The organism is Rhodococcus sp. YL-1 (assembly GCF_001942025.1).
GTDB classification, from domain to species: domain Bacteria; phylum Actinomycetota; class Actinomycetes; order Mycobacteriales; family Mycobacteriaceae; genus Rhodococcus_F; species Rhodococcus_F qingshengii.
On sequence record NZ_CP017299.1, the window covers coordinates 1,439,951 to 1,454,821 of the forward strand.

The following is a 14,871-nucleotide window of genomic DNA, read 5'->3' on the forward strand; positions in this document are numbered from 1 at the left end:
AGATCAACCACTCGGGCAGAGAACCGCAGAACGAAAGGTAGGAACACTATGGCTCGTGCAGTCGGTATCGATCTCGGTACGACCAACTCGGTAGTTGCAGTGCTGGAGGGCGGCGAGCCCGTAGTGGTCGCCAACGCCGAAGGCTCACGTACCACCCCCTCGGTGGTCGCATTTGCCAAGAACGGCGAGGTTCTCGTCGGTCAGCCCGCGAAGAACCAGGCAGTCACGAACGTCGACCGCACCCTCCGCTCCGTCAAGCGCCACATCGGCACTGACTGGAACGTGGAAATCGACGGCAAGAAGTACACGCCGCAGGAAATCAGCGCCCGCACGCTCATGAAGCTCAAGCGTGACGCGGAGGCTTACCTCGGCGAAGACATCACCGACGCCGTCATCACCGTCCCCGCGTACTTCGAGGACGCACAGCGTCAGGCAACCAAGGAAGCCGGCCAGATCGCCGGCCTCAACGTCCTTCGTATCGTCAACGAGCCCACCGCGGCTGCACTGGCATACGGACTCGACAAGGGTGACACCGAGCAGACCATTCTGGTCTTCGACCTCGGTGGCGGCACCTTCGACGTCTCCCTGCTCGAAATCGGCGACGGTGTCGTCGAGGTTCGCGCAACCTCCGGTGACAACCACCTCGGTGGCGACGACTGGGACGAGCGCGTCGTCGCTTGGCTGGTCGACAAGTTCAAGGCTCAGAACGGCATCGATCTGACCAAGGACAAGATGGCCCTGCAGCGTCTGCGTGAGGCTGCGGAGAAGGCGAAGATCGAGCTCTCCAGCTCGCAGAGCACCTCCATCAACCTCCCGTACATCACGGTCGACGCGGACAAGAACCCGCTCTTCCTGGACGAGCAGCTCACCCGCAGCGAGTTCCAGAAGATCACCTCGGACCTGCTCGATCGCACTCGTGCGCCGTTCCAGGCAGTGATCAAGGACAGTGGAATCGCCGTCAAGGACATCGACCATGTCGTGCTCGTCGGTGGCTCCACCCGTATGCCGGCCGTCTCCGATCTGGTTCGTGAACTGACCGGTGGCCGTGAGCCCAACAAGGGCGTCAACCCGGACGAGGTCGTCGCCGTCGGCGCCGCACTCCAGGCCGGTGTGCTCAAGGGTGAGGTCAAGGACGTTCTGCTCCTCGACGTCACGCCGCTTTCCCTCGGCATCGAAACCAAGGGTGGCGTGATGACCAAGCTCATCGAGCGCAACACCACGATCCCCACGAAGCGTTCCGAGACCTTCACCACCGCTGACGACAACCAGCCTTCGGTGCAGATCCAGGTCTTCCAGGGTGAGCGCGAAATCGCTTCGCACAACAAGCTGCTCGGCTCCTTCGAGCTCACCGATCTGCCGCCCGCCCCGCGTGGCGTTCCGCAGATCGAGGTCACCTTCGACATCGACGCCAACGGCATCGTGCACGTGACGGCGAAGGACAAGGGCACCGGCAAGGAAAACACGATCAAGATCCAGGACGGCTCCGGTCTGTCCAAGGAAGAGATCGAGCGCATGGTCAAGGACGCCGAGGCTCACGCCGAGGAAGACAAGGCCCGTCGCGAAGAGGCAGAGGTTCGCAACCAGGCCGAGTCGCTGGTCCACCAGACGGAGAAGTTCGTCAAGGAGCAGCGTGAAGGTGAGAACGCGGGCAAGGTCTCCGAGGAGATCCTGACCAAGGTCGAGGCAGCGGTCAAGGACGTCAACGACGCCCTGGCAGGCACCGACATCGCTGCAGTGAAGACCGCAGTGGAGAAGCTGGGCACCGAGTCGCAGGCTCTGGGCCAGGCCATCTACGAGGCTTCCGCTGCAAACGAGGCCGGAAACACCGACGGCGCAGGCAATGACGACGACGTCGTCGACGCCGAGGTTGTCGACGAGCCCACCGACTCGGACAAGAAGTGACCTCGGACAACCCCGAGAACAACCCGGTCGACCCCGAGACCGGTGCACAGGGAGAGGCGGCGGGGGAATCCCTGCCGCAGCTCGACTCGGAAGACACAGGGGTAGTTCAGGAAGCAGAGTCGATCGTGGAGGAAGCATCCGCCACCGATCAGCTCGCCGAACGGACTGCGGATCTGCAGCGACTTCAGGCGGAGTTCACCAACTACCGTCGTCGCGTCGAGCGTGACAAGCAGGTCATCAAGGAAACCGCGCGGGCTTCGGTCATCACCGAGCTCATCGGAATTCTCGACGACCTGGATCGCGCTCGGGCACACGGTGACCTCGAATCGGGTCCACTGCGTGCACTCGCAGACAAACTCAACACGACCCTGACGGGTCTGGGTTTGACCGACTTCGGTAGCGAGGGTGACGATTTCGATCCCGCACTCCACGAAGCGGTGCAACATGAAGGCGAAGGCCACGACCCGGTACTCGGGACGGTCATGCGCAAGGGATACAAGCTCGGCGACCGGGTCCTTCGGACCGCAATGGTGGCCGTGACGGACCGGGTAGGCGACAAGCCTGCAGACGGTTCAGAACAAGAAGCGAAGTAACAGTGAGAGGAGGAGACGCCCAGTGAGTCAACGGGAGTGGATCGAGAAGGACTTCTACAAGGAGCTGGGCGTCTCGTCCACCGCGACGGCCGACGAAATCAAGAAGGCGTATCGCAAGCTGGCTCGGGATCTTCATCCCGACGCCAACCCTGACGATGCGAAGGCCGAAGAGCGTTTCAAGTCCGTCAGTGAAGCTCATGCCGTTCTGTCTGATCCGGACAAGCGCAAGGAGTACGACGAGGCTCGGCGCCTCTTTGCCAGCGGCGGCTTCGGCCCCCGCGCGCAGGGCGGCGGCGGATTCAACCCCGGCGCTGGTGGTTTCGACATCAACGACCTGTTCGGCGGCGGGGCCGGTGGGCAGGACTCGGGTCTCGGAGACATCTTCGGCGGATTGTTCAACCGCGGGGGAGCGGGCCAGCGAACAGCTGCGCCCAACCGCCCGCGTCGAGGCAAGGATCTCGAGACCGAGACGACGCTCGCCTTCCGTGAAGCAGCGCTCGGTGTCACCGTCCCTCTTCGTCTGACCAGCCCTACGTCGTGCACCACGTGTCACGGCAGCGGCGCAAAGCCAGGCACCAGCCCGCGAGTGTGCCCACATTGCAACGGAACCGGCGTGGTCAGCCGGAACCAGGGCGCCTTCGGATTCAGTGAGCCGTGTGACGATTGCCGGGGAACCGGCTCGATCATCGACTCGCCGTGTGAAGACTGCCACGGTAGCGGCGTCACCAATCGCACACGGACCATCACGGTTCGCGTGCCTGCCGGTGTGAGCGACGGTCAGAAGATCAGACTCAAGGGCAAGGGCGAAGCGGGACTCCGCGGCGCTCCGGCCGGCGACCTGTTCGTCAACATCCGCGTCAAGCCGGACAGTGTCTTCGGACGCAACGGCGACGACCTGACACTGACGGTTCCGGTGAGCTACGGCGAGCTGGTGCTGGGAACGACACTGTCCGTGCCGACTTTGGAAGGCCGTGTCGGAGTGAAGGTTCCGGCTGGAACGGTGGACGGACGCATTCTGCGAGTTCGCGGACGCGGTATCCCCAAGCGGCCGGACGGTGCCGGTGACCTTCTGGTCACGGTCAAGGTATCCGTTCCGCAGAAGTTGGACGACCCGGCGATCGAAGCGCTGAAAACCTATCTCGAAGCCGAGAAGGCGAGCGGGTTCGATCCACGGGCCGGGTGGGCCGGTGCATGATGACAGAGCGACCGCAGAATCAATGGGATGCGACGGTCGATCCTGACGCTCAGATCTTCGTGATCTCGGTGGCAGCCGAGTTGGCCGGAATGCACGCGCAGACTTTGCGTAACTACGACCGACTCGGGTTGGTCACCCCGCATCGAACCACCGGTGGCGGACGACGCTACTCCCCGCGCGATGTTGCGCTTCTTCGTGAAGTACAACGGCTTTCGCAGGACGAGGGAGTCAACCTTGCCGGAATCAAACGAATCATCGAACTGACCAACCAGGTCGAGGCTCTGCAGCATCGCGTCCGCGAATTGGCCGAGGAGATCGCGAAAGTCCATGCGGGCTATCGCCGGGATCTCGTGCCGATTCCGCGCAACAACGCGTTGGTGGTCTGGAAGCCCCGCAACCAGCGATAGTCGGACCTTTACACAAACGGCTCCACGCCCTGTCGGATTCATTTCGTCGAATCCGCCAGGGCGTGGAGCCGTTTCGGCGTTTCCACCCAGCGGGAAGAGATCTGTCGACGCCGCCTCAATGTGCATAGCGTCCGCTTCCATGACTCCACTTTTCAGCGTTTGACGTTATCCAGATCACATTCTATGCTCCATCCCAAGCAACTGCTTGCTAGATCATCAAGCGGGTGCTTGGTTGGCTGGTGCTCGAAATCAGGCACGTCCACCGGCCGATCATTCTTTCGTCAGGTATTCGCCTGACGTTCGGTGCATACATGTGTTCTAGGAGTGCAGACATGAATCGTCGGCCCATTCTTGTTGCGGCAGTTGCCGTGACGGCTCTGGCTCTTGCAGGGTGCAGTGGTTCTTCGGAGTCCGACGGAGGTGCGGACTCGCCCTACCGTGTGCTGCTGACCGGCGGGATCAGTGCACAGGGAGTCCTCGCGGCTAATTCGCAGACCTCGCTGCTCGCCACCAAGGCGGGCGTTCAGGTCCAGAACGAAGCCGGGGGGATCGGTGGCCGTCAGATCGAGCTCACTACGGTGGACGACGCGGGTGACGCAACCATCGCCGTCACCAAGCTGCGCGAAGCCATCAATTCGGGGAACAAGCCTGACCTCTACCTGAACTCGGGTCCGTCGTCGATCGCGGCTGCGGTTCTGCCGATCCTCAAGCAGAACAACATTCTCTCGATGAGCATGGCTCCCTCGCCCGATTCGACGGACCCCTCGAAGTTCCCGCTCAACTTCGATCTGGCTCCGGGTGCGACCGATACCGCTCGCGGAATTTCCGAGTACGCGAAGTCCAAGGGTTACAGCAGCGTCGGAGTCTTGCACGGCAGCACCGCTTACGGTGAGCTGTTCGGCGAAGAAATGACCAGTGCTTTGCAATCCGCAGGTCTGAAGGCCGCCGGTAACGAGGAGTACGACGCCGCCGCTTTGGACATGACGGCGCAGTTGCAGTCGCTCAAGAATTCGGGTGCCGCGGCAATCGCCTTGGATGCGTACGGCGCTCCTCTCGGATACGTGTTGCAAAGCCTCGAGCGACTCGGCTGGGACGTGCCGCTGGTCGGAAACACCTCGGTGTCTGCCACCAACCTGATCGCGAATGATCCGCCGGCCGGTGTGCTCGGCACCCCGCAGGTGAAGAACCTGGTGACGCAGGTGTTCAGCAGCACGGTGTTCGATCCGAACAACGCACTCGTCAACACGATGGTGGACACGATGGCTTCGCTGGGCTCCATCCCGTCGACGCTGATCCTCGCGGACAACCACGACGCTTTCCCCCTCGTCGCGGCGGCAGCGGAGAAGGTCGGCAGTTCGACCGATCCGAAGAAGCTCGCCGAAGCACTGGAAACCACTGAGGTCCAGGAGAATGCCAAGACCGCATTCCTCTCGCGCTACAACTTCAGCTCCGACAACCACGGCCCGAACCCGGACACCAGCGAGCTGAAGTTCATCAGCCCGACGAAGATCCTCAACGGTCAGTTCGGAAACCCGGCTGCGTCATGACCATTCTGTGGTCCGGATTGGCGCTCGGCGCGGTTTACGTGCTGGTTGCCATCGGGTACAACATCGTTTTCGTTTCCTCCAACACATTCAACTTCGCTCAAGCTCAGCTGATGATGGTGGGCACCTTTGTCGCCTACACGGGTCTGGTGACCCTGAAACTCCCCGTTCTCGTGGTGGCCGTCATGGCTACCGTGACCGTGATGCTCCTCGCCTCGGTCGAGGAGATCGTCGCGATCAGACCGGTGGCCGATCACCAGAACCAGTTGGTCACGACGTTGGGTGTCGCAACTCTGCTCAACGGCGCCACTCAATTGATCTGGGGTAGTGAACCTCTCACGGTTCCGTTCTTCGGATCGAACGAACCGATCACCCTGCTCGGCGGCCGTACCTACCCGGTCGAGATCGCTCTGCTGGTTGCGGCGATCGCACTGGTCGTCGGGTTGAGTTACGTCTCGAAGAAAACGATGACGGGTCTGGCTCTGATCGGCATCTCCGAGGATCGTGAAGCGGCGATGCTGCGAGGAGTCAACGTACGACGGTTGGCACTGGGAGCGTTTGCCTTCTCGGGTGCCTTGGCCGGTGTCCTCGGACTCTTCGTCGGCCCCAAGACGTTTGCAGTTGCGACGTTGGGTGCAGCGTTGGCCCTCAAGGGATTCGTGGCGTTGGCGATCGGCGGGTTCGGCTCTCTGCCTGGCGCTTTGATCGGCGGTCTGACCGTCGGCCTGGTGGAATCGTTCACCGCCCTGTGGGCGGGAAGTCAGTACAGCAATATCGCCGTCTTCACGGTGCTGATCGTCATCTTGATGGTCAAACCGGCTGGACTGTTCGGCAATGTCCGAGAACGGGTGGTGTGAGATGGTAAGTGCGTGGCGGACTTTCCGTTCCCTACCGAGCTGGATCATCCCACTCGTCCTGGCCGTGGTGATCCTGCTGCTGCCCGTGATGGGACTCGACCTGTCGACATCACGTCAGATTCAATTGGCCTGCATCCTGGCACTTGTGGTCAGTGGCCTGAACTTGAGCCTCGGCTTTGCCGGTGAACTGGCACTCGGCCAGGCAGCGATGTACGCGGCCGGTGCCTACACCGCGGGTCTGATGTCCCAGGCAGGTCACACCGACATTCTGCTTCAGCTTGCTGCCTCCGGAGCAGTGGCACTGGCGGTCGGAATCCTGACCGGTGTTCCCGGTCTGCGCCTGGGCAACTGGTCCCTGGCGATGACGTCGTTCTTCCTGGTTCTGCTGGTACCGGACGTACTGGCGATCTTCGGTGGCAAGACCGGCGGCCGAAACGGCCTCACCGGTATGGAGCCGCCGACGTTCTTCGGTTCCGAACTCGACACCCAGCAGTACTACATGGTGGTCGTCGTCGTGACCGTGCTCTGGTTCGCGGTGATGCGTAACCTGGTGGTCTCGCGGCACGGCATCGCGTTCCGCACGCTCAAGCAGTCGCCGGTTCTGGCGTCGTCGCAGGGTGTATCGGTGTACCGGATGAAGCTGCTCGGTTATGCCATCGGTGCGTTCCCCGCCGGTCTGGCGGGTGCGCTGTTCGCCAACACCGACCTGTTCATCTCGCCGGAAGCCTTCGGGTTCACCTTTGCCACAGCAGTTCTGGCGGCGTCGATCCTCGGCGGTGCGGCAAGTGTGTACGGCGCCGTGGTCGGTGCCGCGATCATGCAGCTCGGTCCCAACCAGTCGACGGCGTTCCAGGAGTATTCGCTGATCTTCTACGGCGGCTTCCTGATCATCGGCGGTGTGCTTCTCTCCGGGGGTTTGACCAAGGTCGGGCGAGCGATCGTCTCGAAACTCGATCGCAAGGCCGGCCTGGGCGTAGTCACCGCAAAGGAAAACAGCGGTGGGACACCGGAACTGGCGCCGATCAACGGAGCACGGTTGGTGGTCGACGGAGTGTCCAAAGCGTTCGGTGGCAACCAGGCGCTCAATGCGGCAACCCTGACCGCAGAGGCCGGTAAGGTCACCGCGTTGATCGGGCCCAACGGTTCGGGTAAGACGACCATGCTCAACATGATCTGCGGCTTCTACACCGCAGATGCGGGCGTGATCACGATCGGTGACACGGTGGTCTCGCAGTCGTCGCCGCACAAGGTGGCGCGCGTGGGTGTGGCGCGCACGTTCCAAACTCCGACGATTCCGGAAAACATCACGGTTCTGGAAGCTGTTGCATCCGGACGTTATTCGGTGCACCGAGCGTCGATGGCGTCGGCTGTGCTTCGCCTGCCCAGCTTCCGCAGGATCGCGAAGGCCGACATCGTCGAGGCCGAGCGTGTCTTCGAACTCGTGGGGATGTCGCACTTGCGCAACGAGATCGCGACGTCGCTGCCCCTGGGGATGCGTCGCATGCTCGAGGTTGCTCGCGCCGTCATCGCCGAACCGAGGGTCGTCCTCTTCGACGAGGTGGCCTCGGGCCTCGACGAGGACGAACTCGAACGCCTGGCAGATCTGATCCGGGTACTGCGAGATGCCGGGGCGACAGTGGTGTTGGTGGAGCACAACTTCCGCCTCGTCCTCTCGCTGGCCGACGAGATAGTCGTGCTGGCGCAAGGGCAGGTGATCGCCACCGGCGATGCGGCAACCATCGAACATCACCCACGCGTCTTGAGCGAGTACCTCGGAGTCAAGTCCGGTGACGAAGAAGCACTTCTCGAAGAAATCGGCGCGGTAGACCATCAGACCAGTGAGGTGAAGTGATGGAACCGATTCTGAAGGTCCGAAACTTGCAGACCGGGTACGGCGATCTGCGCGTCGTCTGGGATGTCTCGTTCGACGTCTATCCCGGTCAGGTGACCGCCCTGCTCGGACGCAACGGCGCAGGCAAGACGAGCACGCTCCGTGCCCTGTCCGGCCTCAACAAGGTGGCCTCCGGAACCGTCGAGATGGACGGTGCCGACATCACCGGAGTCCCCGCGCACAAACGGGTACGACAGGGGATGGCGTACGTGCAGGAGGGCAAGCGGGTCTTCCACAAGCAGACCGTCGAGCAGAACCTCCTGCTGGGCGGGTACACCCGCAAGGCAAAGCGCGGCGAGCTTATGGAATCCGTCGAATCGATGTACGAGATGTTTCCGATCCTGGGGGAGAAGCGTTCGCTTCCCGCCGGTTCCATGTCGGGCGGTCAGCAGCAGATGCTCGCGATCGGCGCAGCGCTGATGGCGCAGCCGAGGTTGCTCCTTCTCGACGAACCTTCGGGCGGTCTCGCTCCCGTGATCGTCGGTGAGGTGATGGACCGCGTCCAACAACTCAAGGAAACCGGCCTGGCTGTTCTACTGGTCGAGCAGGCAGTCGAGGCCGCGATGAGCGTCGCCGATCATGTCACGGTCCTCGACAGCGGCAAGGTGGTTCTCGACGCCGATGCCAAGGACATCGACGACCTGGCAGTGCTCAAGGATGCGTATTTCGGACGCGTCTGAACTGCAATGACGGCTTCAGCCCGGCCACCTCGGCCGGGCTGAAGCCGTTTCCCGCTCCGTGGCACGGGCCCTAGCCGGCTCGGGGCCATCGATCTACCGTCCTGCAAACAACTCCCGCGAGAGGCAAACTCGATGACCACTGCTCCCGACGTGCTCGCCCCGGCGAAGCTCGGCCCGGTGACCCTTCGAAATCGAATCATCAAGTCCGCGACATTCGAAGGCAAAACTCCCGACGCCCTGGTCACCGACGAGCTGATCGAGTTCCATCGTCGCCCAGCCGCCGGCGGAGTCGGGATGTCCACCGTCGCGTATTGCGCCGTCGCACCGGAAGGGCGCACCGAATACGGCCAGCTCTGGATGCGGCCCGATGCCCTCCCCGGGCTTCGGCGGCTCACCGATGCCATTCACGCCGAAGGTGCTGCTGCGTCGGCGCAGCTCGGCCATGCCGGTCCCGTGGCGAATCAGAAGTCGACCGGACTGCCCGCGCTGGCACCGTCGAGTTCGTTCAATCCGTTGAGCATGAGGATGATTCGCACTGCCACGACAGCGGACATCACCAGAATTGCGGCCGCGCACGGGAGCGCTGCGCGACTTGCCGTCGAGGCAGGATTCGACGCCGTCGAGATCCACTTCGGTCACAACTATTTCGCGAGCTCGTTCCTGAGCCCGAAACTCAACCGTCGTAAGGACTCCTACGGCGGATCGCTGGAGAACCGGGCTCGCGTCGTACTCGAAACTGCACGCAGTGTGCGCGATGCCGTCGGTGACAAGGTCGCGATCTTGGCCAAGCTGAACATGGACGACGGTGTGCCAGGCGGATTCTGGGTGGACGAAGCAATCCAGGTGGCGCAGTGGCTCGAAGCATCCGGAAGCGTCGACGCGCTCGAGTTGACGATGGGCAGTTCACTGCTCAACCCGATGTACCTGTTCAAGGGCGATGCGCCGATCCGCGAGTTCGCCGCGGCGATGCCGCAACCTGTTCGACTCGGTGTGCAGTTGGTGGGGAAGAGCATGTTGCATACCTATCCGTACAAGCCGTTGTTCATGCTGGAAGAGGCTCGGCAGATTCGTGCTGCGGTGAAGTTGCCGCTCGTGCTGCTCGGGGGTGTCACGGACAAAGCGGGCATGGATACCGCAATGGCGGAAGGGTTCGAGTTCGTCGCCATGGCACGGGCGCTGCTCAGAGAACCGGATCTGATCAATCGGATCGCGGCCGAATCCGATACCCAATCACTGTGCATCCACTGCAACAAGTGCATGCCCACGATCTTCAGTGGCGCCCGCTGCGTGTTGGTCGAACGCGTCTGAGCTGGTCAGCGCACACCACGTCCCGACATCCATGCGGATACCGGGTCGTGGGCCGTAGCGGATCAAGTTCGTGGTTGCATCAACGCTTGGTTCAGTTCTGCGTGAAGACGTCGTAGGAGGCGTTCATCGTGGGGTAGCCGGTGGCCATGTAGTCGGTGAGGATGACGTGCGTCGGGTCGCCGATGATGCGAGTCCCGTCGAGGGTGGGGTTGCCGACGTAGTTGTTGGCAGCCATGACCGTCTGGACGCCGTCGGCGACGTTGTAGGTGACGTCGACACCGATACCGCGGGGATCGCTGCTGTAGGCGGTGACGATCTCGGTGGTGTGCGGGGCCAGGTAGGAGCGGGGGCCGTTGATCCACTGTCCGTAGGGGTTGGACGCGCTGTCCAGCAGCATCGGGTTGTCGGTGTTGTTGGTGATGGTCATGGCAACCGTCGGGCCGTCGGTGGGCATGGTGCCGGCGTTGGCGATCGCTGCGGTTCCCAGTGCGGTTCCGCCGACAGCGAGGGCGATTGCGGTGACTGCTACGAAGCGAGTGGTGTTGGTACGCATGATGTCTGCTCCTGGGATGGTGTGTGGTTGCCGTTCTCGGCGATGAATCAATCTTGTCGCGAATGAGTGCTGCAGTATGTCCGCCGACGGGGCCGTGGCGGGGTTGAATCTCTTGTCCCCCGATCGGGGGAGGCGTAAGTGCTCGCATTGCTGGTACGGGCGTGAGAAAGTGAGCAATGCGCGAAGGCACGAAGCCGCTGGCCGGCAAGGTTTCCGTGGTGGTCGGCGACGATCACCCACTGTTCCGTGAGGGCGTGGTTCGGGCTCTGACCGGCAGTGACGGCATCGACGTCCTGGGCGAGGCCGACGACGGCGCAGCAGCGCTCGCAATGATCCGCGAATTACGCCCGCAGGTCGCGCTGCTCGACTTCCGGATGCCGCACCTGGATGGAACTCAGGTCGCCGCCGCAGTCGTTCGAGACGAGCTTCCGACGCGTGTGCTTCTGCTCAGCGCTCACGACGAATCGTCTGTCGTGTACCAGGCCCTGCAAGCCGGTGCTGCCGGATTCCTGCCGAAGGAATCCACTCGCGCCGAGATCGTGAGTGCCGTGCTCGACTGTGCTGCGGGACGAGATGTGTTGCCGCCCAGTATCGCCGCCGGATTGGTAGGAGAGGTTCGGCGTCGTAGTGAACCGTCCGGTCCGACGCTCAGCGCCCGCGAACGTGAGGTTCTCGGATTGATCGCGCAGGGCGCCAGCATCCCGGTCATCGCCTCACAACTCTTTCTTGCGCCCTCCACCGTCAAAACTCACGTGCAGCGCCTCTACGAGAAACTCGGAGTCAACGATCGAGGCGCCGCCGTCGCCGCTGCGATGCGGCAGGGATTGTTGGAGTGAGCAAGCGTCACCGAAGCACGTACGTGACGTTCATGGCCGGGTAACCCGAGGTCATCGTCACCGTGACGTCGTGGCTGTCGGGGGCGTACGTACCTCCGGCATCCGCCCTGGTCTTCGAGTTGGTAGCACTGAAGACAAACACTCCACCGTCGTCGGAGCGGTACGTGAGCACGATGGGGAAGTCGTTCTGGTTCTTGCTCGTGGCCACAACGTTCACGTTCATGTTGGGGAGGATGTAGTCCGCCGGCGGGACGACCCAGTCGCCGTTCGGGTTGGATGCGTCGACCAGATACAGGGCCCCGCGACCCGAATTGCTGATCATCGCCGTCGTGACGGATGGGTCGGTCATCGACTTCACCGTGTTCGCACCGGCGGAGCGGGCAACCAGAGCTGCCATGCTGAGGCCGGAGAAGGAAAGTGCTTCAGGTCGAATTGTGTTGGTGCTCATCATGTTCTCCTCGATTTGTCGGTCTTGGTGACCGTGTGTTTCTGTGATGAGACAACTATGGCCCCGAAATCCCTTCGGGTCTGTCCACCTACGGGTCCGAGTGCTGGACGACATCGCTGTCCCCCGATCGGTGGACACAGCGCTCTCCGCCCACCCAGCGTCATGGGGTGGAGGCTCCGCCCACCCAGCGGGAGAACCTGTTCCTCTACCATTCAACCCACTCGTAGCGTGGCCACCATGACCGATCCTGACTTCTCCACCGCACCACTCGACGTCGTAGTCATCGGCGCCGGCGTCGCCGGCATGTACGCCATGCACCGACTTCGCGAGCAGGGGCTGCGTGTCCACGGCTTCGAGGCGGGCTCCGGAGTGGGCGGCACGTGGTACTTCAACCGCTACCCGGGCGCACGCTGCGATGTCGAGAGTTTCGACTACTCCTACTCGTTCTCCGAAGAGTTGCAACAGGATTGGGACTGGAGCGAGAAGTACGCCGCGCAGCCGGAGATCCTGTCCTACCTCGATCACGTCGCCGATCGCTTCGACCTACGCAGTGGGTTCACTTTCGATACCCGTGTCCTGAGCGCACAGTTCGACGAGGACTCGTCGACGTGGCGAGTGCACACCGACGGTGGTCATGACGTCACCTCGCGGTTCGTGGTGTGCGCCACGGGCAGCCTCTCGACCGCGAACGTTCCGAACATTGCAGGTCGCGAGACTTTCGGCGGTGAGGTCTTCCACACCGGCTTCTGGCCGCACGAGGGCGTCGATTTCACCGGCAAGCGAGTGGGAGTGATCGGCACCGGATCGTCGGGCATCCAGTCCGTTCCGTTGATCGCCGAGCAGGCCGATCACCTCTTCGTGTTCCAGCGGTCCGCGAATTACAGTGTGCCGGCGGGAAACACGCCTCTCGATGACAAACGACGCGCAGAGATCAAGGCCGACTACGCCGAGCGTCGAGCGCTGTCCAAGCGCAGTGGCGGTGGATCTCCGTTCGTTTCGGATCCTCGCAGCGCGCTCGAGGTGTCCGAGGCCGAGAGGAACGCGGCCTACGAGGAGCGGTGGAAGCTCGGCGGTGTTCTGTTCGCCAAAACCTTCGCAGACCAGACCAGCAACATCGACGCCAACGCGACGGCGGCCGCATTTGCCGAGGCCAAGATCAGATCGGTGGTCGAAGATCAGGCCATCGCCGACCTGCTGATCCCGAACGACCACCCCATCGGGACCAAGCGGATCGTGACGGACACCGACTACTACCAGAGCTACAACCGTGACAACGTGAGCCTGGTCGATCTCAAGAGCGCATCGATCGAGGCAATCGACGAGGCCGGGATCAAGACGACCGACTCGCACTACGAACTCGACGCATTGGTGTTCGCCACCGGTTTCGATGCGATGACCGGGGCACTCGATCGCATCGAGATCCGTGGCCGCAACGGCGAGACCTTGCGAGAGAACTGGCATGCGGGTCCGAGAACCTATCTTGGTTTGGGAGTTCACGGCTTCCCGAACCTGTTCATCGTCACCGGGCCGGGCAGCCCGAGTGTGCTGTCCAACATGATTCTCGCTGCCGAACAGCACGTCGACTGGATCGCCGACGCGATCAACCACCTCGATTCGGCGGGCATCGACACCATCGAGCCGAGTGCCGAAGCCGTGGACAACTGGCTCGAGGAGTGCTCACGCCGGGCGTCGGCAACATTGTTCCCATCCGCGAACTCCTGGTACATGGGAGCCAACATCCCGGGAAAGCCGAGGATATTCATGCCCTTCATCGGAGGCTTCGGTGTCTACTCCGACATCTGTGCAGACGTGGCAGCAGCGGGATACCGAGGCTTCGAGCTGAACAGCGCGGTGCACGCATGAGCCGGCTGGAGGGCAAGCGGGTACTCGTGACGGGTGCTGCCGGAGGAATGGGACGCTCACACTGTGAGCGGCTCGCCGAGGAAGGCGCGTCCGTGATCGCGTTGGATGTCGAACAGGCGCAATCGGGGTTGGCGGAAACCGCTCAGGCAGTGCGTGATCGAGGCGGTGTCGCGGTCACCGGTGTGGCGGATATTCGGGACTTCGACGGTCTGGCCGCCGTCGTGGCCGAGTGCGTTACCGAACTCGGCGGGTTGGACGTCGTGGTCGCGAATGCAGGCGTCTACGACACGCCGGGACCGTCGTGGACCATCGATCCTGCAGTGTGGAACCGCTCGCTGGACGTCAATCTGACCGGGGCGTGGCACACCGTCAAGGCCTGCGTTCCGCACTTCGGCGACGGTGGATCCGTCGTTCTGGTCAGCTCGACAGCGGGAATCAAAGGTATTGCCGGAGCAAGTCATTACAGCGCAGCCAAGCATGCCGTGGTGGGCCTGGCCAGAACGCTGGCCAACGAGTTGGGGGCGCAGAGTATCCGCGTCAACTCCGTGCATCCGGGTTCGGTACGTACCCCGATGATCATCAACGAGCGAGTGTTCGCGAACCTGTGCCCGGACATCGAGAATCCCACCGAAGCAGACGCTGCTGCAGTGCTCAGCGCTCGCAACTTGCTGCCCGTTCCCTGGGTCGATCCGGTGGACGTCAGTAATGCGGTCCTGTTCCTCGCATCCGCGGAGTCCCGCTACATGACCGGCTGTCAGTTGGTTGTCGACGCCGGCCTGACCCAGAAAGTGTGA

14 protein-coding genes are annotated in these 14,871 nt (G+C 62.7%); 12 read left to right on the top strand and 2 right to left on the bottom strand.

Annotated elements, in window-relative coordinates; all coding sequences use genetic code 11:
- Positions 1–48 precede the first annotated feature (48 nt).
- The 9 genes from dnaK to BH682_RS06765 all read left to right on the top strand — a co-directional run bounded on the left by dnaK (position 49) and on the right by BH682_RS06765 (position 10,377).
- A complete protein-coding gene (gene dnaK / locus BH682_RS06725; RefSeq protein ID WP_003944365.1) occupies positions 49–1,902 on the top strand; it encodes a molecular chaperone DnaK in 1,854 nt (617 codons plus the stop codon).
- Entirely contained in the window at positions 1,899–2,495 is a 597-nt protein-coding gene (gene grpE, locus BH682_RS06730) for a nucleotide exchange factor GrpE (RefSeq protein WP_075832502.1), read from the top strand. The genes dnaK and grpE overlap by 4 nt, the downstream gene beginning before the upstream one ends.
- A gap of 22 nt (positions 2,496–2,517) precedes the next feature.
- Positions 2,518–3,690 (top strand): molecular chaperone DnaJ, encoded by a 1,173-nt coding sequence (dnaJ, locus tag BH682_RS06735; protein WP_003944329.1) that lies wholly within the window; start codon positions 2,518–2,520, stop codon positions 3,688–3,690.
- Positions 3,687–4,097 (top strand): heat shock protein transcriptional repressor HspR, encoded by a 411-nt coding sequence (locus tag BH682_RS06740; RefSeq protein ID WP_003944355.1) that lies wholly within the window; start codon positions 3,687–3,689, stop codon positions 4,095–4,097. The genes dnaJ and BH682_RS06740 overlap by 4 nt, the downstream gene beginning before the upstream one ends.
- 332 nt (positions 4,098–4,429) lie before the next feature.
- A complete protein-coding gene (locus BH682_RS06745; protein ID WP_075832504.1) occupies positions 4,430–5,644 on the top strand; it encodes an ABC transporter substrate-binding protein in 1,215 nt (404 codons plus the stop codon).
- Positions 5,641–6,498, top strand: coding sequence for a branched-chain amino acid ABC transporter permease (locus BH682_RS06750; RefSeq protein WP_007726703.1), 858 nt, complete (start codon positions 5,641–5,643; stop codon positions 6,496–6,498). Before BH682_RS06745 ends, BH682_RS06750 begins: the two co-directional genes overlap by 4 nt.
- Position 6,499: 1 nt before the next feature.
- Positions 6,500–8,350, top strand: coding sequence for a branched-chain amino acid ABC transporter ATP-binding protein/permease (locus BH682_RS06755; protein ID WP_075832506.1), 1,851 nt, complete (start codon positions 6,500–6,502; stop codon positions 8,348–8,350).
- Entirely contained in the window at positions 8,350–9,069 is a 720-nt protein-coding gene (locus BH682_RS06760; RefSeq protein ID WP_075832508.1) for an ABC transporter ATP-binding protein, read from the top strand. The genes BH682_RS06755 and BH682_RS06760 overlap by 1 nt, the downstream gene beginning before the upstream one ends.
- Before the next feature lie 132 nt (positions 9,070–9,201).
- Positions 9,202–10,377, top strand: coding sequence for an NADH:flavin oxidoreductase (locus BH682_RS06765; protein ID WP_054827517.1), 1,176 nt, complete (start codon positions 9,202–9,204; stop codon positions 10,375–10,377).
- A 91-nt stretch (positions 10,378–10,468) separates the two neighbouring features.
- On the opposite strand, the gene BH682_RS06770 is transcribed toward BH682_RS06765, so the two are convergent.
- Positions 10,469–10,930 carry a hypothetical protein gene (locus BH682_RS06770; protein WP_007726708.1) on the bottom strand — a complete coding sequence of 154 codons (462 nt, stop codon included), beginning with the start codon at positions 10,928–10,930 and terminating at the stop codon, positions 10,469–10,471.
- Positions 10,931–11,106: 176 nt separating this feature from the next.
- Here BH682_RS06770 and BH682_RS06775 point away from each other — a divergent pair, with 176 nt between their 5' ends.
- Positions 11,107–11,766: a response regulator gene (locus tag BH682_RS06775; RefSeq protein WP_063314849.1), complete on the top strand. Its 660-nt coding sequence runs from the start codon at positions 11,107–11,109 to the stop codon at positions 11,764–11,766.
- Between the two features lie 7 nt (positions 11,767–11,773).
- Here BH682_RS06775 and BH682_RS06780 read toward each other — a convergent pair whose 3' ends face one another.
- Positions 11,774–12,214: a hypothetical protein gene (locus BH682_RS06780; protein WP_075835181.1), complete on the bottom strand. Its 441-nt coding sequence runs from the start codon at positions 12,212–12,214 to the stop codon at positions 11,774–11,776.
- Positions 12,215–12,451: 237 nt separating this feature from the next.
- Between BH682_RS06780 and BH682_RS06785 the strand changes: the two genes are divergently transcribed.
- Both BH682_RS06785 and BH682_RS06790 read left to right on the top strand, forming a co-directional pair.
- Entirely contained in the window at positions 12,452–14,077 is a 1,626-nt protein-coding gene (locus tag BH682_RS06785; protein WP_075835183.1) for a flavin-containing monooxygenase, read from the top strand.
- Positions 14,074–14,871, top strand: coding sequence for a mycofactocin-coupled SDR family oxidoreductase (locus BH682_RS06790; protein ID WP_058038555.1), 798 nt, complete (start codon positions 14,074–14,076; stop codon positions 14,869–14,871). Before BH682_RS06785 ends, BH682_RS06790 begins: the two co-directional genes overlap by 4 nt.